This is a genomic window from Azohydromonas lata (assembly GCF_034427735.1).
In the GTDB taxonomy this organism is placed as follows: domain Bacteria; phylum Pseudomonadota; class Gammaproteobacteria; order Burkholderiales; family Burkholderiaceae_C; genus Azohydromonas; species Azohydromonas lata.
The window spans coordinates 1-22,114 of sequence record NZ_JAXOJX010000081.1 but is presented as its reverse complement, the minus strand read 5'-3'; the positions used below and the strand labels follow the sequence as shown (position 1 = coordinate 22,114).

At 71.1% G+C, this 22,114-nt stretch carries 14 protein-coding genes and 1 tRNA gene; 2 read left to right on the top strand and 13 right to left on the bottom strand.

The genetic code is table 11. The features are described from left to right. Nucleotides 1–5 precede the first annotated feature (5 nt). Entirely contained in the window at nt 6–938 is a 933-nt protein-coding gene (locus SM757_RS29695) for an NYN domain-containing protein (RefSeq protein ID WP_322468110.1), read from the bottom strand. A 160-nt stretch (nt 939–1,098) separates the two neighbouring features. Further along, entirely contained in the window at nt 1,099–1,236 is a 138-nt protein-coding gene (locus SM757_RS29690) for a hypothetical protein (RefSeq protein ID WP_322468109.1), read from the bottom strand. A gap of 659 nt (nt 1,237–1,895) precedes the next feature. Here SM757_RS29690 and SM757_RS29685 point away from each other — a divergent pair. Then, nucleotides 1,896–3,881 (top strand): hybrid sensor histidine kinase/response regulator, encoded by a 1,986-nt coding sequence (locus SM757_RS29685; RefSeq protein ID WP_322468108.1) that lies wholly within the window; start codon nt 1,896–1,898, stop codon nt 3,879–3,881. A 162-nt stretch (nt 3,882–4,043) separates the two neighbouring features. On the opposite strand, the gene SM757_RS29680 is transcribed toward SM757_RS29685, so the two are convergent. Next, nucleotides 4,044–4,937: a peptidoglycan-binding protein gene (locus tag SM757_RS29680; protein ID WP_322468107.1), complete on the bottom strand. Its 894-nt coding sequence runs from the start codon at nt 4,935–4,937 to the stop codon at nt 4,044–4,046. A gap of 519 nt (nt 4,938–5,456) precedes the next feature. Here SM757_RS29680 and SM757_RS29675 point away from each other — a divergent pair. Continuing rightward, the gene (locus SM757_RS29675) at nt 5,457–7,154 is read left to right on the top strand and encodes a Na/Pi cotransporter family protein (protein WP_066337205.1); all 1,698 of its coding nucleotides are present in this window, start codon (nt 5,457–5,459) and stop codon (nt 7,152–7,154) included. 55 nt (nt 7,155–7,209) lie between these two features. On the opposite strand, the gene rocF is transcribed toward SM757_RS29675, so the two are convergent. From rocF to SM757_RS29625, 10 genes are all read right to left on the bottom strand, one after another. Next, the gene (rocF, locus tag SM757_RS29670; protein ID WP_066337140.1) at nt 7,210–8,133 is read right to left on the bottom strand and encodes an arginase; all 924 of its coding nucleotides are present in this window, start codon (nt 8,131–8,133) and stop codon (nt 7,210–7,212) included. 93 nt (nt 8,134–8,226) lie between these two features. Beyond that, on the bottom strand, nt 8,227–9,129 hold the full coding sequence (locus tag SM757_RS29665) for an LOG family protein (protein ID WP_066337207.1): 903 nt from the start codon (nt 9,127–9,129) through the stop codon (nt 8,227–8,229). 38 nt (nt 9,130–9,167) lie between these two features. Further along, entirely contained in the window at nt 9,168–9,932 is a 765-nt protein-coding gene (locus tag SM757_RS29660; protein WP_322468106.1) for a HesA/MoeB/ThiF family protein, read from the bottom strand. Nucleotides 9,933–10,022: 90 nt separating this feature from the next. Then, complete coding sequence (locus tag SM757_RS29655) at nt 10,023–11,456, bottom strand: S41 family peptidase (RefSeq protein WP_066337147.1); 1,434 nt, start codon at nt 11,454–11,456, stop codon at nt 10,023–10,025. Between the two features lie 123 nt (nt 11,457–11,579). Continuing rightward, the gene (locus SM757_RS29650) at nt 11,580–12,419 is read right to left on the bottom strand and encodes a GGDEF domain-containing protein (protein ID WP_322468105.1); all 840 of its coding nucleotides are present in this window, start codon (nt 12,417–12,419) and stop codon (nt 11,580–11,582) included. A 165-nt stretch (nt 12,420–12,584) separates the two neighbouring features. Next, nucleotides 12,585–12,659: transfer RNA gene (locus SM757_RS29645), tRNA-Arg, on the bottom strand. Nucleotides 12,660–12,741: 82 nt separating this feature from the next. Beyond that, nucleotides 12,742–16,947: a translocation/assembly module TamB domain-containing protein gene (locus SM757_RS29640; protein WP_322468104.1), complete on the bottom strand. Its 4,206-nt coding sequence runs from the start codon at nt 16,945–16,947 to the stop codon at nt 12,742–12,744. Nucleotides 16,948–17,283: 336 nt separating this feature from the next. Further along, entirely contained in the window at nt 17,284–19,203 is a 1,920-nt protein-coding gene (locus SM757_RS29635; RefSeq protein ID WP_322468103.1) for an autotransporter assembly complex protein TamA, read from the bottom strand. Further along, entirely contained in the window at nt 19,200–20,366 is a 1,167-nt protein-coding gene (locus tag SM757_RS29630) for a vWA domain-containing protein (protein ID WP_322468102.1), read from the bottom strand. The genes SM757_RS29635 and SM757_RS29630 overlap by 4 nt, the downstream gene beginning before the upstream one ends. A 110-nt stretch (nt 20,367–20,476) precedes the next feature. Then, nucleotides 20,477–22,114: S9 family peptidase (locus SM757_RS29625; RefSeq protein WP_322468101.1), on the bottom strand; the 1,638-nt coding region annotated here is incomplete at its 5' end.

Sequence of the window (22,114 nt, the reverse complement as noted above, 5' to 3'; positions counted from 1 at the left end):
GTGGATTAGGCCTCTTCCGTAGTGGCTAAAGAATCACGGGTTACTGCTGTGTCTTGAGGGGCATGGTTCGAAATCAGTGGCGCCTCATACCCCACCAAGGCCACATGCCCCCCGCTGTCGTTGTCCACCGTGCGCACGACGTCTTCGCAGCGGCCCAGAAACTCGGTGAAATTCTGGAAGCCCAGCAAAACCTCGTCGAACACGGGCAGCAGCCGCTTGAGGCTGTGTTTGAGCGTGGCCTTGGGCACGTAATTCACGCCGCGGCGCTCCACCAGTTGGCGCAGGGCGCGGTGCAGGGCGTCGCGCGCTTCCTCGAAACTCAGGCTGCCGCCTTCCACCTGGGGCGCGGGCAAAATCAGCACCAGCGGCGGCGGCTCGGCGGCAGCCGTCTGAACAGGGATCGGCGGCTCCATGGTCCGGGTTGGGGTCAGGTGCTGGTAAAACTTGAAATCGTTGCAGGACGATATCCAGAAGCGGTTGCTCAAACCCTCCACGCCTATGCCGGCCACGAACCGGCCGGTTTGCTTGATGCGCTGCGACAGGGCAATGAAATCGCTGTCCGATGAAACCACCACCACGTGGCTGATGTGAGTATGGGTATAAACGTCCGACAGCGCGTCCACCGTCAACCGGATGTCCGCGCTGTTCTTCATGCCCTGGCCGCGCGGGAAAATCTGAATCAGATCTATGCCGGCCTGGTTCAAATCTTCACGGTATTTTGAAAACCACTGCCAGTTGCCGTAGGCCCGATTGATGATGATGTCGCCGAAAGACGATGCATAATCGAGAATGGGCTTGATGTTGATCAGTGGCGGCTGAATGAAGAATCTGTTTTCTCGGTAGGCATTTTCGCCATAGGCCAGGTTGGCCAGAATGGCGTGCAGATTTTCGAAATCCCAGTAGATTGCCACTTTGGGGGCATCGTCTTGGCGTGTCATGATTTTTCTTGAATTTATGCGAAGAACCGTGCCAATGATATTTTCGGCACATGGCAGCATGCAGTTTAGCCCAAGCATGAAAAATTCACGGAAGAAAAATCAAAGCCGACATCGCTCCAGGGCCGGCGTGGCGGCCACGGCGGGCGGGGCAGGGGCCGCCTCAGTGCCGGGGGAGCAGTACCTGTTCCACCTGGGTATTGACCTGGCTCAATATGTCTCCAACCACGTCGGCGCAGACCGACGCGGTGTTGTAGGCCACTGAAAACCAAATGAACAAACCCAGCAGCAAGTGCTTCATGACCGTCGGCCCTGCAGTGGGCCAGTAATTGGCAAATAAAACGGCGCCAGAGGCGCCGTTTGACTTAGGGTTGGACTGTCCTGCTTGGAATGGCATCCGTGAAGCGCCAGGGCGGAAAGCCCTGAGAATTGTCGAAAATACCGGCGCCTGGAGGGAGTTGCCGTTACGACATGCGCGGATGCCGGCCCCGAGCGGGCGCGGTCTACCGTGATGAAAATACCGATCGAACTGCAGAAGGCTGATAAGGCCTTAATTCATTGGGGAAGGGGATTTCACGATCGGCAAATCCTTGGGAGCTGTATCGCCTGACATCGTCTGGGAGCCTCCTTTCTTTTGGTGGACCTGTCACGTCAGCGGCCTGGAGAGGAGTTTGGCGCTGCCGTGCATGTATTTAAGCGTTATCTCGGCCAGGGCTGTAATGGGGTTGAATCGTGATTCCGGCAGCGGTGTGCACTTGTTGGCACAAGACAGGTCTTTGCAACCCGCAGGGACGGCAAGCTTGTTACGGATCAAGCCTGCCAAGCCATCATGACGTGCACGTCCATGCGCCTGCGCGGCGGCCCGCGCGCACGTACGTGGTACGAACACCAGCCACGCAAACGCCGCCTGCGTGCCGGCTCCGGGACCGGCCGCGCGCCGCATCACCGCAACCCTTCGCCATGCCTTCATCGGATTTGCCCCGGCCGGTTCCGCTGGCATCGCTGGTCTTGGCGCTGGGCCTGGCGCTGAGCGCCGGCACGGCCTGGTACGTCTGCGACAACGCCGGGCTGGCGGGCCGCCACGGTGGCGTGCCGCTGCTGGCGCCTTGGCTGGTGCTCCTGGGCGGCGCTCTGGCCAGCCTGCTGCTGTTTCGGCTGCTGCGGCGCGAGTCGCTCCGGCACCAGCGACTGGTCTCGCGCGTGAACGCGAGCCGGGCCGAGCTGGCCGCGGCCAACGCCGCGCTGCAGGCCAGCGAGCAGCGGCTGGAGCTGGCCCTGGCCGGCGCCGACCTGGGGCTGTGGGACTGGAACGTGGCCACCGGCACCCTGGCCTGGAACGCCCACTGGCTGGCCATGCGCGGCTGTGCCGGCGCCAGCCCGCTGCCCAGCGTGGCCACCTGGAAAGGCCTCATCCACCCCGAGGACCGCGCCGCCATGCAGGCCGCGCTGGACGCCCATCTGCAAAACCGCGCGCCCGCCTACGTGGCCGAGTACCGCGTGGGCACGGGTGCGGGCCCCTGGCGCTGGGTGCTGGACTGCGGCCGCGTCGTCGAGCGCGACCCGCAGGGCCGCGCGCTGCGCATGGCCGGCACCAACCTCGACATCAGCGAGCGCAAGCACGCCGAGGAGGACCGCGCCGCCCGCGAGGCCGCCGAGCGCGCCAGCCGCGCCAAGAGCGAGTTCCTTGCCCGCACCAGCCACGAGCTGCGCACGCCGCTCAACGCCATCCTGGGCTTCGCGCAAATGATGCAACTGGACCTGCAGGCCCCGCTGCCGCCGGTGCAGGCGCAGCGGCTGCGCCAGATCCAGGGTGCGGGCGAGCACCTGCTGACCATGATCAACGAGATGCTGGACCTCAACGGCATCGAGGCCGGCACGGTGCGGCTGTCGCTGGAGCCCGTGGCGCTGCAGCCGCTGGCCGCGGAGGTGCTGCAGGGGCTGGAGCCGCTGGCGCGCGCCGCCGACGTCGCGCTGCGCGTGCACCTGACCCGGGACACCTCGGCGGTGCAGGCCGACGCCACGCGGCTGCGCGAGGTGCTCATCAACTTGCTGAGCAACGCCGTCAAGTACAACCGCCGCGGCGGCTGGGTGCGGCTCACGATCCGCCCGGCCGGCGCCGCGCGCGTGGCCATCGCCGTGGAGGACACGGGCATTGGCCTGAGCGAGGCGCAGATCGGCCAGCTCTTCCAACCCTTCAACCGCTTGGGAGCCGAGCGCATGGGCATAGAGGGCACGGGTCTGGGCCTGGTCATCGCCCAGCGACTGGCGCAGCTCATGCACGGCAGCCTGCACGCCGCGCGGCGCGAGGGCGGCGGCAGCGTCTTCACGCTGGAGCTGCCGGTGGCCACGCCCACGCCGGCACCGCCGCCGCTGTCGCTGGCCGCGCCTGCGGCCGTACCGTCGTTCGCACCTGCGCCTGCGCCTGCGCCTGCGCCTGCACCTGCACCTGCACCTGCACCTGCACCTGCACCTGCACCTGCACCTGCAGTTCCGCCGCAGCCCAAGACGGCCGTGGAGCCGACCGTGCCCCCGCCGCGGGAGCGCGACAAGCCGCTGGTGCTCTACATCGAGGACGAGCCCGTCAACGCGCTGCTGGTGCAGCACATCATGGGGCTGCGGCCGGACTGCGTGCTGCGGGTGGCGCCGGACGGGACTTCCGGCCTGGCGGCGGTGCGCGCCGAGCAGCCTGCGCTGGTGCTCATCGACCTGAACCTGCCGGACATGAGCGGCCACGAGGTGCTGGCCCAACTGCGCGCCGACCCGGCCACGCGCTCGCTGCGCTGCGTGGCGCTGACGGCCGACGCCATGCCCGCCAACGTCGAGCGCGCCCGCGCCAGCGGCTTCGACGACTTCTGGAGCAAGCCCATAGAGGTGCAAACCTTCCTGCGCGGGCTGGACAGGCAATTGGCCCTCGCTCGGGGCGAGACCAGCGAGGTGGCGCGGTGAATCGGGATAGGCGCCGTGCGCCCCGGTTTGCGGAATATCGCCGTTGAAACGGTGCTCAGCGAATATTCAAGAAATCTTTGAATTAAAAACAAAACCTGCGCACCAGGCGCAGGCTTCAGTATTTAAAAAATATCAAGAAAAACAATCATTATTCAATCCCGGTCACTGCCCCCCGCGCGTCACCGCCAGGCGCATTTCGATCTGCGCGCGCGTGAGCGGCCCGGCGATGCCGTCCACGTCCAGCCCGGCCACGGCCTGGAACTCCCGGACCGCGCGCCACGTGGCCGGCCCGTAGCGGCCGTCCACCTCCAGGCGCGGGTCGGCGCCCAGGTCGTTGAGGGCGGTTTGAAGCTGGCGCACCTGCTCGTCGGCATCGGCCGCGGCCCAAGCCTCGGACGGGGCCGCCGGGTCCTTGAACAGCGGCCAGAGCTTGTCGAACCAGAGCTGGCGGTCCTCGAATCCGTTGAAGCCGCCATTGATGCGCCGCGTGATGCCGCGCAGGTCGTTGCGGTCGGCCAGCGCGTTGAGCCCGCCCTCGCTCCACTCCTGCAGCGCGGGCTTCAAGGCGTGCTCAGGCGCCGTCACCAGATCCGGGTGGCTCTCGAAATCCACCCCGCAGGCATTGCCCAGGCGGCGGTGATGGAGCCGGCCGGTCGTCTGCAGCACGCCGTTGCCGCGAAACTTGAAGCCGTCGCCCGGCTGCAGGTTGCCCAGCTCGCGCGACTTGCGCGCATTGCCCAGCCCGTAGACGCGCTCGGCAATCTCCTCGGGGTGGCCGGCCAGGCGCTGCGCCTCGTCGCGCGTAAGGGCCGCCGAGTGGCGGTTGACGCCAAAAATCTCGAACAGCCGCGACGCCAAGCCGTAATTCATGTTCTCCCGCAGCACCGTGAAGCCGCCCGTCTCGTGCAGCGCCTGGGCCAGGAAATGCGCCATGCGCAAGCCGGTGCTGATGCCGTGCCGCTCGAACAGCGCGGCCCCGTCGCGCAAGGCCAGCAAATAGTTCTGTGCGGCACGCGGAGCGACGCGCTTGACGGCGTCCAAAGCATTGAGGGCCATGGCCGAACCTCCTGGGTCCACAAAGATCAAATGCCCTGGTGAATTTGGCAAAACCAATGCGGGCACAAAAGCCTAGCAACCGCCCCGCGCTCAAACAATCGGGCTTTCCAGTTCTCGCGGCTGACCAAAGTCACTTGGTTTTCGGCTGCCTATATTCGCGGCGGCGGGTTTTGCTTTCCCGTCATGGATTAAGGCCGGTGTCCACAATGGCGCCATGAAAAGAAGATTGGATCGTGGCGCTTCAAACCGGTGCGGCCGGCGGCAAGGGCAGGGGCCGTGTGCGAGCCGCGGCTCGTTGTGCACCCCGGCGCGGACGCGCCGCACCCGCGCGACGGCCGTCGCCGCCGGGGGGGCTGCGATGCACACCGAAAAAGCGTTGCTTTTGCGCGCCGTCAACCGCAAACCCGCATGGCCCCATACGGGGGAGTCAGGCATGCTTCTCGCTCGGGTCTGTATCCCGGACGCGCGCCGCATGGGGATGGAGGGCGGCGGCGGACGGTGGTCCCGGAAGAAGCCTTCATGACAGAGCTGTTGAACCTGCTGGCCGCCATTGCCTTGCTGGTGTGGGGCACTTTCATCGTCCGCACGGGCGTGCTGCGGATGTTCGGCGAGGACCTGCGCCACGTACTGGCGCGCAGCATGGGCTCGCGCCCTTCGGCGTTGGCCGCCGGGCTGGGCGTGACCATGTTGCTGCAGTCCAGCACCGCCACCTGCATGCTCATGGCCTCCTTCGTGGGCCGGCAGCTCGTCCCGACCTCCGCGGCACTGGCCGTCATGCTGGGCGCCGACATGGGCTCCAGCCTCATGGCGGTGGTTTTCTCCTTCGACCTGTCCTGGCTGTCGCCGCTGCTGATCTTCGTCGGCGTGGTGATGTTCATCTCGCGCGAGAAGAGCGCCGTGGGCAAGTTCGGCCGCGTGCTCATCGGCCTTGGGCTGATCACGCTGGCGCTGCACCTCATCATGCAAAGCACGCACCCGCTGGTGGCCTCGCCCGTGGTGCGCACGCTGCTGACCTCGCTGCCCAAGGAGGTGGTGCCGCAACTGATCGTGGGCGCGCTGCTGGCGGTGATGTCGTATTCCAGCCTGGCCATCGTCCTGCTCACCGCCACGCTGGCCGAGCAGGGCTTGCTGACACCCACCGTGGCGCTGGGCCTGGTGTTGGGCGCCAACCTGGGCAGCGGCGTGCTGGGCGTGCTCACCACGCTGCGCGGCTCGGTGGCCACGCGGCGGTTGCCCGTGGGCAACCTGCTGTGCAAGAGCGCGGGCTGCCTGGTGGCCATGCCGCTGCTGCCGCTGTTCCACGATTTGCTGCAGGACGCCGCGCCCACGGTGGCGCGCGAGGTGGTGCTCTTCCATCTGGGCTTCAACATGGCGCTGGCGGTGCTGCTGGTGGGCGCCACCACGCTGCTGGCCTCGTGGCTGGAGCGCTGGCTGGTGGAACCCCCCGCGCCGCTGGCCCCGGCCCGCCCGCAGCATCTGGACCCGATGGCGCTGGAAACGCCCTCGCTGGCCATTTCCTGCGCCGCGCGCGAGGCGCTGCACCAGGCCGACGTCGTGGAAACCATGCTGCGCGGCATAGAACCCGTGCTGCGCCACGACGACCTGGAGCTGTCGCAGCAACTGCGCAAGATGGACGACACGGTGGACGCCCTGTACTCGGCCATCAAGTTCTACCTGACGCAGATATCGCAGGAGGCGCTCTCGGAGCGCGAGGGCCGGCGCTGGACCGACATCGTCTCCTTCACCATCAACATGGAGCAGATAGGCGACATCATCGAGCGCGTGCTCCAAGACATCGAGGACAAGAAGATCCGCAAGAAGCGCCGCTTCTCCGACGCCGGCATGGCCGAGATCGTGCACCTGCACCAGCGGCTGCTGCAGAACCTGCGTTTGGGCATGAGCGTGTTCCTGGACGGCAACGTGCACGACGCGCAAAAGCTGCTGGAAGAAAAGGCGCGCTTTCGCGCCCTGGAGCACGAGTACGCGGCCAGCCACATCGTCCGGCTGCAGACCAACACGCCCTACAGCGTGGAGACGAGCAGCCTGCACCTGGACCTGATCAGCGACTTGAAGCGCATCAACTCGCACATCTGCTCCATCGCCTACCCCATCCTGGAGTCCGCTGGCGCCCTGGCCAACACGCGGCTGCGCACCGGCGCCCCCGTGGCCTCGGCCTCGGCCATGCCCAAGGTGCAGGACGCGCAGCGGCAGGGATAGGCCCGCGGCGGGCGGAAACGGGCAAGGGCGCGGGGCGGCCCGCGCCGTCAAGGCCTCAGCGTGGGGCGCGACGCACCAGCGTGCTCTTGCCGAACAGGCTCTGCACCATGTCCACCGCAACCTCGGCCGTGCGGTTGCGCACGTCCAGCGCGGGGTTGAGCTCCATGATGTCCAGCGAGGCCATGCGCCCCGTGTCGGCAATCATCTCCATGCAGAGCTGCGCCTCGCGGTAGGTCGGCCCGCCCATGACCGTGGTGCCCACGCCGGGCGCGAAGGACGGGTCGAGAAAGTCCACGTCGAAGCTCACGTGCAGGTGCGTGTTGGCGTCCAGCGTGGCCAGCGCCAGCTCCATGGTGTGGCGCATGCCCATCTCGTCGATGTAGCGCATGTCGAACACCTCCAGCCCCGCGTCGTGCAGCAACTGCTTCTCGCCCGCGTCCACGCTGCGTATGCCGATCTGCTTGACCCACTTGGGGCTCACCGAGGGCACGTGGCCGCCGATTTCCACCAGCGGCTGCGGGCCAAAGCCGCACAGGCACGCCACCGGCATGCCGTGGATGTTGCCGCTGGGCGTGATCTGGTCGGTGTTGAAGTCGGCATGCGCGTCCAGCCACAGCACGCGCAGCTTCTTGCCCGCCTCGCGGCAGTGCCGCGCCACGGCGCTGACCGAGCCCAGACCAAGGCAGTGGTCGCCGCCGAGCAGGATGGGAAAGCGCCCGCCGCAGAGCTCGGCGTACACAGCCTCGTGCACCGCGCGGTTCCAGGCCAGCACCTCGTCGAAGTGGCGGTAGCCCTCCACCGGCGGCAGCCAGGGGTTGGCCGGGCCGGTGAGGTTGCCGCGGTCTTCCACCTGCAGGCCCATCTCGCCCAAGAGCGGCCCAATGCGCGCCACGCGCAGTGCCTCCGGGCCCATGGAGGCGCCGCGGGCGCTGGCGCCCACGTCGGTGGGCGCGCCTATGAGGCTGACGTTGCGGATCATGTGCGGCTCCTCTGCTTCTGTGCTGTTGCAGCGGTGGGGCCCGGTAGCGGCTGCCGCCACGAATGGGGCAGCCGCCGTGCCGGGGGCGGGGGCTCAGATGTCGTCGGCGAATTCGCCCGTCTGCGTCACCGGCGCGTCGAAGCCGTAGATCTCGGTGAGCCGCTCCCAGGCCTCCTCGGCCGTCTCGACGAAGTGGAAGAGGTTGACGTCGTTGGCGCTGATCATCCCCGTCTCCACCAGCCAGTCGAAGTTGATCAGCTTGGTCCAGAACTCGCGGCCGAACAGCAGCACGGGGCGCGCGCGGCACTTGCCGGTCTGGATCAGCGTGAGCACCTCGAACAGCTCGTCCAGCGTGCCGAAGCCGCCGGGGAAGCACACCAGCGCGATGCTGCGCATGAGGAAGTGCATCTTGCGCAGCGCGAAGTAGTGGAACTGGAAGCACAGCTCCGGCGTGATGTACGGGTTGGGCGCCTGCTCGTGCGGCAGCACGATGTTCAGGCCGATGCTCTTGCCGTCCACCTCGTAGGCGCCGCGGTTGCCAGCCTCCATCACGCCGGGGCCGCCGCCGGTGACGACATAGATGGGCGTGGCGTGCGTGCGCGACTGCGTGGTCACCAGCGCGCCGAAGCGCCGGGCCTCGTCGTAGAAGCGGCTCATGAGCACGCCCATCTCGGCGCGGCGCAGCGCCTGCGGCTCGCCCAGCTCGCGCGCGGCCTCCAGGCGCAGCAGCGCCTCTTCAGGCGGCAGCACGCGGGCGCTGCCGAAGATCACGATGGTCGAATCGATGCCCTGCTCGCGCTGCACCAGCTCGGGCTTGAGCAACTCCAGCTGCATGCGCACGGGCCGCAGCTCCTCGCGCAGCAAAAAGGCGGTGTCGGTGAAGGCCAGGTGGTAAGCGCTCTCGGGGCCGGCATAGCGGGAGGCTTCCAGTTGCGACAGCGCTTCTTCCTCGGCCGTGGGGAAGTTGCGGGCGGTCAGTTCGGGACGCTTTTCCATGTAGAGGCGGGTCGTGAGGAAAGGGTGTTTGGGGTCGTTCAGCGGCCGGCGGCGCGCGCGGCGGCGCACACGGGGCAGTGGTCGGCGCGGGCGATGCGGATCTCGGTCCACTCCATGCTGCGCGCATCCAGCATCTGCAGCCGCCCGGCCAGCGAGCTGCCCACGCCGGCCAGCAGCTTCAGCGCCTCGGCTGCCTGCACGCTGCCGACGATGCCCACCAGCGGCGCGAACACGCCCATGGTGGCGCAGCGCACCTCCTCCACGCCGGACTCCGGCGGGAAAACGCAGGCGTAGCACGGCGCCTCGGGGTCGCGGCTGTCGTACACGGCGATCTGGCCGTCGAAGCCGATGGCCGCGCCCGATACCAGCGGCTTGCCGTGCTTGACGCAGGCGGCGTTGACGGCGTGGCGGGTGCGGAAGTTGTCGCTGCAGTCCAGCACCACGTTGGCGTCGGCGACCAGCTCGTCGAGACGCGCCGCGTCGGCCTTCTCCTGCAGCGCGATCACGCGCGCCTCGGGGTTCATGGCGTGGATGGCCGCGGCGGCCGAGAGCACCTTGGGCTGGCCTACGTGCGCCATGTCGTGGGCGATCTGGCGCTGCAGGTTGGTCACGTCGACCGTGTCGTGGTCCACCAGCGTGATGGTGCCCAGCCCGGCCGTGCCCAGGTACAGCGCCACCGGCGAGCCCAGGCCGCCGGCGCCAATCACCAGGGCGCGGCTGTCCAGCAGCTTTTGCTGGCCTTCCACGCCGAGTTCGTTGAGCAGGATGTGGCGCGAGTAGCGCAGCAGCTGGTCGTCGTTCATCGCGTCAGCATAGCCGCCGCCACAGCGCACAAAGCCCGCACGGGGCGGGCTTTGTCGTGGGCTGCGGTACTGCAGATGAGAGAAAACCGGTCAGTTGGTTTCGTTCTCGGGCTTGCGCTCGCTCATGGTCTTGCTCACGACCACGGGCTTGTTCTTGAGCCGGTTGAGCGCCTGGACGAGCTGGAAGTCCTCGGCGCTGCCGAACTCCGGCAGCGGCTTGGGCGGCTCGGCGCGCTTGGCCAGTTGCTCTTCAAGCTTCTGGCGCGCTTCCTCGCGGGCCTTCTCGCGGGCGGCGTCGCGCTTTTCCTCGCCCTGCACCAGGTGCTTGTCGAGGTCGGCCTCGCGCATGCGCAGCGCGGCGAAGACGTTGCCCTCGGCCGTCTCGTCCAACCACACGTCGGGCACGATGCCCTTGGCCTGGATGGAGCGGCCGCTGGGCGTGTAGTAGCGCGCGGTGGTGAGCTTCAGGGCCGTGTCCTGCGTGAGCGGGCGCACCGTCTGCACCGAGCCCTTGCCGAAGGTCTGCGCGCCCATGATCACGGCGCGCTTGTGGTCCTGCAGCGCACCGGCCACGATCTCGCTGGCCGAAGCCGAGCCCTCGTTGACCAGCACCACCATGGGCACCTTCTTGAGCGCATCCGGCAGCCGCTTGAGCGGGTCGGCACCGCCGCGGCGCTGGTAGAACTCGGACGAAGCCTTGAACGTCGCCTTGGAGTCCGGCAACTGGCCGTTGGTGGAGACCACCACCACGTCCGTGGGCAGGAAGGCCGCCGAGATGGCCACCGCGCCTTCGAGCAGGCCGCCCGGGTCGTTGCGCAGGTCCAGCACCAGGCCCTTGAGGTTGGGCTCCTGCTTGTAGATGTCCTCGACCTTGCGGACGAAGTCTTCCACCGTGCGGTCCTGGAACTGGCTCACGCGCAGCCAGGCGTAGCCGGGCTCGATCACGCGGGCACGCACGCTTTGCACGCGGATTTCCTCGCGCGTGATGGTCACCGGGAAGGTGCGGCTCTCGGACTTGCGGAACACCGTGAGCTGCACCTTGGTGCTGGGCTCGCCGCGCATGCGCTTGACGGCCTGGTCCATGCTCAGGCCCTTGACGGCCGTGTCGTCGATCTTGGTGATGAGGTCGCCGGCCTTGAGCCCGGCGCGGAAGGCGGGCGAGCCCTCGATGGGCGAGACCACCTTGACCAGCCCGTCCTCCATGCCGATCTCGATGCCCACGCCCACGAAGCGGCCGCTGGTGCCTTCGCGGAATTCCTTGAAACTCTTCTTGTCGAAGTACTGGCTGTGCGGGTCCAGCCCCGCGACCATGCCGGAGATGGCATCGGACAGCAGCTTCTTCTCGTCCACCGGCTCCACGTAATCGCTCTTGACGATGCCGAACACGGCGGCGAGCTGCTGCAGCTCTTCCAGCGGCAGCGGCGCGGTCGCGTTGCGGGCCACCGCCTGCAGCTGCATCGTGGTGAGCGCGCCCGCCACGGCGCCTATGGCCACAAGGCCAGCAACTTTCAATTTGGCACCCATGTGATGAGCTTTCCCGCGAGATGAACTAGCTTGGGCAGTATAAGTGGCGCCCCCCTGGGGTTCAGGGGCGCAAGGCCATAACTTGCGAGCGGCTGCGGACTTTCCACGGGCTATTTCACGGCCTTAGGGACGATGCCCGCCGCAGCGGCCCACGCCGGCCAGCCCGGCGACCTCCACGCGGTTCTTGCCCCCGCGCTTGGCGGCGCAGCAGGCGGCGTCGGCGGCTTCCAGCAGGGCGCGCGCGACGGCGCCCTCGCGCGGGCACAGCGCCACGCCCACCGACACGCCCAGGCGGGCGGCCGAGCCGCCGGGCAGGGCCACCGGCTCGGCCAGGGCCTGCATCAGCCGCCGGCCCACGGCCTGCGCGGCGGCCTCGTCGGTGCCCGGCTGCAGCGCGATGACGAACTCGTCGCCGCCGGTGCGCGCCACCAAGTCCGCCTCGCCCACCGCGGCGTGCAGTCGCGCCACGACCTCGCGCAGCGCCGCATCGCCCGCGGCGTGGCCGTGGCCGTCGTTGACGGCCTTGAAGCCGTCCAGGTCCAGCGCCAGCACGGCCAGCGGCTGGTGGCGTTCGCGCGCCTGGCGCAGCAGCGCGTCGAGTTTGAAGTCCAGCGCGCGGCGGTTGTAGGCGCCGGTGAGCGGATCGCGCAGCGACGCCTGCGCCAGCGCGGCCTGTGCCTGCAGCCCGGCCTGCACCAGGGCGCGCGTGCGCCGCAGCAGCCACATCGCGCCGGCCCCGGCCAGCGCCGGTGTGGCCACCAGCACCACCTGCATGAGCTGCTGCGCGTGGGCGCCCTGCAGCGCCGCCAGCAGCGCCACCGCCAGAACGAGCAGCAGCACGATGAAACCCAGCATGCCTACCCGCTGCAGCCGCTCGAAGCGCCGCAACACGCCGCCCGCAGCCGCCTCTTCGGCAAGCGCGGCAATCGCCGTGGCGGGATGGGATGAAAAAAGCGTGGCCATTTGCCCGCTATTCGTCGCGGACGGGAGGGGATGAAGTAAGCGCTTGTTGCCGAGCGTTGCGAGGATGTTGCAAACGGCGGCGAAACCCGGCGCTGGCCCAGAGGGAAGGCGGGGTCGATCCCTGTCGGCGGAATCGAAAAAAGGAGGAGGTAGAGAGAAAAGGGCTGGTCCCGCCGACAGGAATCGAACCTGTATTTGCCGCTTAGGAGGCGGCCGTTCTATCCATTGAACTACGGCGAGCGGACAGCGGGGCGCATTCTCGCACGGCCGGCGGCGGCGCCCCGGCGCGCCGGGGCTGGGGTCGCGCAGGGCGTCGGGTAGGTCAGTTCCAGCGCCAGGTCCACAGCACGTCCAGCGAGTTCTGCTCGCCGGACTGGCCGCGCAGCGTGAAACGCTGCGCCAGCCGGTAGATGAGCTGCCAGGTGCCCGCGGCCGTGCCGATGCCGCGCTCGTAGCCCACGTACCAGCGGCTCGATATCTGGCGGCCCAGCGACACCACCGTCTGCCGCACGTCGCCCGCCTCGCGCTGGCGCACGGCCACGTCGTCCAGCCCCAGCGCGTGAAAGAGTTGACCTCCCGCCGCCCCGCCTTCGCCCTGGCCGGCCAGCAGCGCCAGCGCCGCGCGCTGCAGCAGCGCGGTGTCGGTGCGGCCCAGGTTGTCCGACGCGCGGCCCATCACCAGCCAGGTCAGCTTGTCCAGCTCCGACAGCTCCGGCTCGCTGTACAGCCGCACCCTCGGGTTCTGCGCCGTGCCCACGATCTGCACGCCCACCTGCACCTCGTCCAGCTTGGGCCGTATGGCCAGGATGTCCAGCCGCGGATTGGCCGGCGCGCCGGTGAAGACGATCTCCCCGCGCCGGATTTCCATCTCCTGCCCGTAGGCCGCGTAGCGTCCCTGCAGCGTGCGCACCGTGCCCGCCACCTGTGGCCGCCCGCCCGGCGTGGTGATCAACACCTCGCCCGCCAGCCGCGTGTCCATGCCCTGGCCGCGCAGCCGCAAGCGCTGGCCCAGGTCCAGCCGCAGCTCCACGCGGGTGTTGCGCATGAGGGCCGAAGGCTCCGCGGCCACCGCCGCCGCCCCGGCCGGGGCGTGGGGGCGGTGGAGCACCGTGACGTCCTCGTCCAGCGCCGGTGCCTCGCTGCGGCTGATGTCGATGAAGCCCTCGTCCACGGCCAGGCGGCCGTCCAGGGCCAGGCGGGGGCCTTGCAGGTTCAGCGCCGCCTGCCCGCTGACGCTCAGGTTGCGGTCGAACCGGCCCAGCACGCGGAATCGCTCCAGTTGCAGCTTCAGCGCCGCGCCCGGCGTGGCGCCGAAGGTGGCGCCGCCGGTGACGTCCAGCCGGCCCTCGCCGGCGCGCCAGGTAAAACGTTCGATGTGGGCGTCCTCGCCGCGCAGCGCCATGGCGATCTCACCGTCGCGCAGCTCCACGCCCTGCAGCAGGTTGCGCAGGCCCAGGCGCGAGGCGTCCAGCCGCCCGGTGATCTCCGGCGCGCCGAAGCGCCCGCTCAAGCCCGCGCCGGCATGCAACTGGCCACCCAGGCGCCAGCCCGGCGGCACCCAGGGCGCCCACACGCCCAGGTCGTCCACGCGCAGCTCCAGCACGCCCTGCAGCGCGTCGCCCGGCGCGGGCCAGGGCAGCCCCGGGCGGCTTTGCACGACCTGCGCCCCGGCCAGCACGCCGAAGTGCCGCGCGGCCATGGCCTGGGTGAAGGTCCAGCGGCCGTCCTGCACCTGCAGCGCCAGGCGCAGGTCCGTCATGCCGAAGCTTTCAACCATGCCCAGCTCGTCAGTGCGGCTGAGATCGCCGCGGCGGCGCTCCAGCACCACGTCGCCGGCCGTGGCCGCGGTGCTGTCAAAGCGCAACTGGCCGCCGATCTCCAGGTCGCCGCCCCAGCCGAAGTCCGGCTGCAGCCGCTGCAGCCAGGGCGCCGCGCGCAGCGCCGGCAGCTCGGCGGCCACGCGCAGGCGCGGTGCGGCGTCCGGTGTGGCGGGCGCCGTCCATTCCAGTTGCGACCAGCGCAGCGCCGCGCCCAACACGTCCAGCGCGCCCGGCGACAGGGCCACGCTGCGCAGCGCCGGGTCGAATTGCAGTGCCGCCTGCACCGGCCCCGCGCTCAGCCAGGGCGTGGAGCGCCCGCCGCGCGTGCGCGCCTGCAGCGCCTGGAGCTGCAGGTGCCAGCGGTCCACCGCGCCGGCCTGCCAGGCGCCGCTGCCGCGCAGGCTGAGGTCCGTGCCGTTGGACGGTCCCGTCAAGCCGTCGGCCCAGGCCGGCAGCCGCAGCGGGGTGGAGGCCTGCAGGTCCAATTCATGCGCGGCCCAACGGCCGGCCAGGCGGGCGCGCAGGCTGTCCAGCCGCGCGGCGCCGTCCTGCTGCAGCCCCGCGGCGTCCAGCGTGAGCGACAGCGGCGCATCTCCCGCCTGCGGCGCGCGCAGCGACCAGCGCGCCTGCGCCCGCGCCAGCTTCCACGGGCCCGCGGCCAGGGCGGTGGTTTCAAGCGAGCCCTCGCTGCGCCAGTCGCGCGCGCTGCCGCCCTGGAACCGCGCCTGGCCGCGCAGGCTGCCTTCGCGTGGCCACAGCGCCGGCAGGGCAGGATGCAGCCGCGCCAGCGGCGTGAGGACGGCCAGCGCGGGCGCGTCCACGTCCACGCTCCAAGTGGGCGTGGCCGAGGCACCGGCGGCGCGGGCTTCGACCTGGAGCCGGTTGCCGCCCAACTGCAGCCGCGCCTGCGCCCGCGGCCCCGCGCCCGCGTCGCGCCAGGAGAGGTCGCCCTGCAGCGGCACGCCGGCCAGCCGGCTGGGAGAAAGATTCACCGAGGCCTGCCCGCGCAACGTCCGCGGCAGCGCGGCGCCGGCAGCCGCCGAGAGCTGCGCGTCCCACTGCCCGCTGAGCGAGGTGCCGGCGGGCGCGTCCGGCCACCAGGGCTGCAGCGTGAAATCGCGCAGCCGGCCGCGGCTTTGCGCCTGCCAGGCGCCCGTGGCGTCGCGCTCGAAGCGGCCTTCACCCTGCGCTTGGGCCGTGCCGGCGCGGGCGTTGAACTCGGGCACCTCCACGCGCCACGTGCCGGCGCCGGGGGCGCCCTCGCGCTGCGCCTGCAGCGAGGCGCTGAGCTGCAGGGGCAGGCGGTTCTCGTCCTGGCCGCTCAGCGCCGCGCGCAGGTTCATACGCAGCGGCGCTGGCAGCGGCTGTGCCGCCGCGGGGGGCGCCGTGCCGGGCAGGGGCAGGCCGGCGATCTCGGCGGCCAGCGGTCCGTCCAGCCGCAGCGCGGGCAGGCGCGGGTCCAGCCGCGAGAGCTGCAATTGGCGCGCGCGGATGTCCAGCGTGAGCGTGGACTGCTCCCAGCGCCCGCTGCCGCTCAAGCTGCCGGCACGGCCACGCGCGTCGCCCAGCTCCAGGCCCAGCGCCTGCAGCTCCAGCAGGTCGCGCCGCCCGGGGCGCGCCGCCAGCGTGACTTGCGCGCTGCGCAGCGGCAGCCGGTGTTCCGTCCAGCGGCCGGGGCGGGCGTTGTCCAGCGCCAGGTCCAGCTCCAGCGGCGTGCCGGCGCTGCCGCCTTGCAAGTCGGCGTGGCCGGTGAGCGCGGTCACGGGCAGCGCGGGCGCGAGGGCGGAGAGGTCCAGCCCCTGCGTGCGCGCCTGCAGCGAGGGCAGCGGCCAGTCGGCAAAGGGCGTGAAGCGGGCCTCGGCGTCCAGGCTGGCGGACGCGGCTGGGGTGCCGGGCAGGGCGCGGCGCTTGCCGCCGGGCGGCGTCGCGGGCGCGTTGGAGTCGGCGGGCGGGCTGCGCAGCGTGGCGCGGGCGCTGAATTGGGCCAGCGTGCCGTCCAGCGTGAGGGCCGCCTGCCAGGGCGGCGACACGCCTTCCAGCGACGCAGCCTGCGCCTGCCCCTGCAGCGCCAGCGGCGCTTGGGCGCCGAGCTGTGCGCTGGCCGACACCGCCATCTGCTGCCAGCGCAGCGACAGCGCGTTGAGCCGGTGCACGCGCCCGGCCTGCGCGCCGAGCTCGGCGCTGAGCGCGAGCTCGCTCACGGTTTGCGCATCCAGCTGCAGCGTGGCGACCTTCAGGCTGTCCACGCGCAGGCGCAGCGGCAGTTGCAGCGAGGCGGGGGCGCGCAGGGGCGGGCTGCCGGTTTGGGCCGAGGTCCAGGCCACGCGTTGGGCGCTGGGGGCGGTGAGGGTGAGGCCCAGCCAGCCGCCGGGCGGGCGGAAAGTCCAGTGCAGGTTGCCCAGGGAGAACTGGTCGATGTCCAGCCGGGCGCCGTTGCGGCCGCTCCAGCGCAGCCGTTCGAAGGCCAGGGCGCCGCCCTGCAGCCCGCCGCGCAGGCCGGCGATCTCCACGCCCGCGCGCGGCAGCCACCACGTCAAGCCCGCGGGCGACAGCGCCCACCACAGCGCCGCGCCGCCGGCCGCCAGCAGTGCCAGCAAAGCCGGCAGCAGCGCGAGCCACCAGCGCCGGCGGGGGCGCGTGGGCGGCACGGCCGGGGGCGGGGCGTGGGGCGTGGGCGGCGTTTGGGCGTCAGCGGTGTCGTTGGGCATCAGGGCGTATCGGGGGGCCGGAAGTGGTGAAGGGGTGGCGGCAGGGCTGGAGGCGGGGCGCCGCAGGGGGCTTGCCGTTCGCGGCGGCCCTCGCCGCGGGCATTTTCGGGGGACGTTCAGGCGCTTGGGCAGGTCGTGAGCCGTGGCGCTGCGTGCTCCCGGTCTGAGCCGTGGGCCGATGTGTGGACACGGCAACTTCGGTGTGCCTGCGATCCGGCGCTCTGGGATGACGAAGCCATTTGCGCGACCGGCGCGGCAGGCTCCCTGAACACGGTGTTAGACCGTCTAACGCCCTCCATCGCCCAACGCCTCCACCCGCGCCGGCACGGTGCGCGTCTAGAACGTCACGCCCACGCTCAGGTGCAGCCGCACGCGCTGCTCGGCCGTGGCGTAGGCCAGGTCCAGCCGCAGCGGCCCAACGGGGCTGCGGTAGCGCAGGCCCAGGCCGGGGCCCCAGACAGGCTGCAGGCCGCCCCAGTGCTGCGCGGCCTGGCCCACGTCCACGAAGGCCGCGCCCCACAGCGCCGGCAGCGCCGCCGACAGCGGGTGCGCCACCTCGGCGCTGGCCGTGAACAGCACGTTGCCGCCGGTGATGGCGCCGTTGACCGTGGGGGCGAGCGAGCGGTAGGCGTAGCCGCGCACCGACTCGTCACCGCCCGCGCGGAACTGCTGCGACTCCGGCACCAGCACGTTGGCCCTCACGAACACCTGGCCCAGCTCCACGCGCGCCTGGCCGTACCAGTTCGCTCCCAAGGGCCGGTAGCCGGTGAGCCGCGCGTACAGCCTTGTAAAAGGGCCGGCCGCGGCGTCGCTGCTGCGGGCCTGGCCCACGGCGCCCTGCAGCGACAGCGTCCAGCCCCGCGTGGGCAGCAGCACGCTGTCCAGCCGGCGCAGCACGAGGTGGTGGTGCAGCGACAGCGCCTCGACGTGCGTGGACGGCTGCGCCCTGTCGCCGGGCTCCTGGTTGGAGCTTTCGAACTGCACGAAGCTGAAGCGGTCGGCGCGCGGCGTGGTCTGGTCGCGGCCCAGGCGCAGGCGCAACGAGCGCACCACGTCCTCGTCCGACACCAGCCGCTCGGCCTGCACGCTCACCAGGTTGCGGTGCATGCCGGGCAGGATGTGCGTGGCCAGCTCGCCCTCCCAGGCCTGGCGCAGTTGGGCGACTTCGACCTTGTCGCGCGCCGTGGCGTCCCAGCCGAAGGCGCGGCGGTGCCAGTGCTCGACGCTGGCGCGCGCGCCGGTGTTGGCGTCCACGCCCAGCGCCACGTTGGCCTGCTGCAGCGGCAGCTCGCGAAGCGCCACCACCACGGGCGCGGCCTCGGGGCCTTGCGAGGTGTCCAGCGTCACGGTGGCGCGCTCGTACAGGCCCGCCAGGTGCAGCCGGTCCTGGTAGTCCAGCAGCAGGGTTTCGCTGGCCGGCGTACCGGGATTGAAGCCGGCCAGGTTGCGCACGGTGGCTTCGTCCTGGCGCTGCAGACCTTCGATGCGCAGCGGGCCGGTGAGGAAGAGGGGGCCGCTGTCGGCCTGGACGGACAGGCGCGCTTCCTGCGTGGCCGCGTCCACCTGCGCGGCGCTGTCCTCCAGCCGCGGCTCGGCGTAGCCGGCGGCGCGCAGTTGCGTGAGCAGGGCGCGCTTGCCGGCGGACCAGTCGGCATTGCGAAAGGGCGCGCCTGGCGGCAGCGGCCAGCGGCGGCGCACATCCTCGTCCAGCACCGCGGCGCCGCGCTCGCCCGCCTCGCGGCGGCGTTGCAGGTCGCCCGCGATGTCCAACTGCAGTTGCGACACCCGCGTGCGCGCGCCCGGATCGACGACCAGCGCCACCACCGGCGGCGCGCCGTCCTCGCGGCGCAGGCTGACTTGGGCGTTGAAAAACCCCTCGGTTTCCAGCAGCGCGCGCACCTGCGCGGGGGCAGCGGCGATGAGCCGCGTGAGCTCCGTGGCGTCCACCTCGGCGTTGGGCGCGACGCGGCGCAGCCGCGCCAGGTCCAGGTGTTCCAGCAGCAGCGCGCGCAGCGGCGCGTTGTCCAGCTCCACGCGCAGGGTGTAGGGCGGCGGCAGCGCCTGGGCCTGCGCGAGCCGGGCCTGGCCATCGGCTTCCTGGGCATTGGGCCGCAGCAGCGCGCAGCCGCCCAGGAGCAGCGCCGGCGCCAGCAGCGCCGCCGTGCGCAGGCGCCGGAGTGCTGCCGCCGGTGGCCGCGCTGGGTGCTGCCCTGAGTACTGCCCTAAGTACCGCCGTGGTTGCCGCGGCCCCCTCATTTGCTCAGCAGCCGCATGGCCCCTTCCAGGCCGGCGAGGGTGAGCGGGAACATGCGCGGGCCTATGAGCTGCTGCACCAGCGCGATGCTCTGGCGGTACTGCCACAGGCCTTGCGGCTCGGGATTGATCCAGGCGCAGTGCGGGTAGTGGTGGGCCAGGCGCTGCAGCCACTCGGCGCCGGGCTCCTCGTTGTTGTATTCCACGCTGCCGCCGGGCTGCAGGATCTCGTAGGGGCTCATGGTCGCGTCGCCCACGAACACTAGTCGGTAGTCGTGGTTGTAGGTGCGCATGAGGTCCCAGGTGGCGGTGCGCTCGGCATGGCGGCGCTGGTTGTGCTTCCACACGAAGTCGTAGACGCAGTTGTGGAAGTAATAGAACTCCAGGTGCTTGAACTCGCTGCGCGCCGCGGAGAACAGCTGCTCCACGGCCTTGACGTGCTCGTCCATGGAGCCGCCCACGTCCATGAGCAAGAGAAGCTTCACGTTGTTGTGCCGCTCGGGGACGAAGCGGATGTCCAGCAGCCCGGCGTTGGCGGCCGTGGCGTGGATGGTGCCGTCCAGGTCCAGCTCCTCGGCGGCGCCTTCGCGGGCAAAGCGGCGCAGCCGGCGCAGCGCGAGCTGCATGCCGCGGGTGCCGATCTCGGCCGTCTCGTCGTAGTCCTTGAAGGCACGGCGCTCCCACACCTTCACGGCGCTCTTTTCCTTGCCGGGGCCGCCCATGCGCACGCCGCGCGGGTTGATGCCGCCGTGGCCGAAGGGGGATGTGCCGTTGGTGCCTATCCACTTGGAGCCGCCCTCGTGGCGCTCCTGCTGCTCGTCCAGGCGCTTCTTGAGCGTCTCCATCAGCTCGTCCCAGTCCATGGCCTCCAGGGCCGCGCGCTGCTCGGGGGTGAACTCGCGCTCCAGCGTGCGGCGCAGCCAGTCGTCCGGCAGCTCCAGGGCGACGTCGATCTGCTCCACGCCCTTGAAATAGGCGCCGAAGGCGCGGTCGAAGCGGTCGAACAGCGTTTCGTCCTTGACCAGCGCCAGGCGGGCGAAGGCATAGAACTCGTCCACCGAGGGTTCGATCACGCCGGCCTTGAGGCCCTCCAGCAGGGTGAGGAACTCCTTGAGGGACACCGGCAGCCGCGCCGCGCGCAGGCTGTAGAAGAAGTCGATGAGCATTTGGGCGGTCTTCCTGGGGTCGCGGGGCAGCCGCCAGGGGCGGCGGCCAGCGGCGCGCCCCCGGAATGGGAGGGATTGTGCGCGGTGCGGCGCCGGGGCGCCGGGGCGGCTCAGCGCGCGGCCGTGCCGGGGTCGTGGCGGCGGAACCAGCGCAGCAGCTCGCCCAGCACGCGGCGGGCGTGGCGCGGGCGGCGCAGGTCGGGGGCGTCCAGCACCAGCAGCCGCGAGGGCACCTCCAGCGCCTGCAGCGCGTGGTGGTGGGCCAGGGCCTGCTGCAGCGGCACGCGCGCGTCGCCCGCGGCGTGGACGATCAGCATGGGCGTGCGCATGCCCTCGGCGCTGGCCTGGGGGCTGGCGATCAGCAGGGCCTCGGGGTTGGCCCAGGGCAGGGCGCCCAGGGCGGCGACGAAGCGGGGCCAGTCGCGGCTGGCGAGCATGGCGTCCCAGTCGAACACGCCCCCCAGGCAGGCCAGCGCCGCGTGCGGCGAGCGCCGGGCGTTGAGCCAGGCGGCGAGGAAGCCGCCGAAGCCGCCCAGCCCGGCCGCGAAGAGCCGCCGCGCGTCCGCCCAGGGCTGGCGCTGCAGCCAGGCGGTGGCGGCCTGCAAGTCCTGCAGCTCCAGCTCGCCCCAGCGGTGGGTGATGCTGTCCAGGAAGGCATAGCCGTGGCCGGCGCTGCCGTGCACCTGGGCCTGCGCCACCACGCAGCCGCCCAACGTGGCCAGCAGCGCGGGGTTGAAGGCCGTGCTCCAGCGCTCGCCCGCGCCGCCGTGCGGGCCGTCGGGCAGCAGTTGCAGCACGGGGTAGCGGCGCGTGGCGTCGAAGCCGGGCGGGTAGTGCAGCTGGAGCGTGAACTCCTCGCCCAGCGCGCCGGTGAGCGTCACTTCCTCGGCCACGCCCAGGTCCACGCCGGGCAGCAGCGTGTCGTTGAACCGCTCCACGCGCAGCGGCGGCTGCCCCGGCAGGTGCATGTGCACGCGGGCGGGGTGCTCCAGCGCGTCGGCCACGGTCACCAGGGTGCCGGCGGTCTTGTCGAAGGCGCGCAGCCAGCCGCCGCGCACCAGCACCTCGGCACGGCGGTCGGCCACGTCGAAGCGCCACAGGTGTTTTACACCGCGCTGGCGGGCGCGCAGCAGCACGGCCAAACCGTCCTCTTCCCAGCGCAGGGGCGCTTCGACCTCGTGGTCCCAGGCGGCGCTGAGCACGCTCCAGGCGGCCGTCTCGCCGTCCCACAGCGCCAGTTGCGCGGGCTGGTTGTGCTTGAGGCCGACGTGGCGGGCCAGGAAGGCGACGCGCCCGCCGTCCAGCGCCGAGGCCGGCGCGCAGCGCGGGGCGAAGCAGTCCCAGCCCGCGTCGCGCACCAGCCAGCGCAGCGCGCCGCTGGCGAGGTTGAGCTCGGCCAGGGCGCGCGCTCCGCCGGGCTGGCGCGGGGCGCATGCAAAAACGACGTGGCGGCCGTCGGCGCTGACGTCCCAGGCGTCGGGGGCGTCGTCCAGCGCGCAGGGCAGCGCGGCGAACAGGTCGCGCACGCCGCCTTCCAGGTCGAACAGCAGCAGGTGCACGGCGCACGGCTCGGCGCTGTCTGCCTCGTGCACGCCCTCGCGCGCCAGGCGCTGCAGCCGGCGCAGGCGGCGGACCTGGGCTTCGGTGTCCGGCAGGTCCGGCCAGGTGCGGGTGGCGGCCAGCAGCCCGCGGCCGTCCGGCAGCCAGCGCGGGGCGGACACGCCGGTGGGCACGGTCGCCAGGGCGCG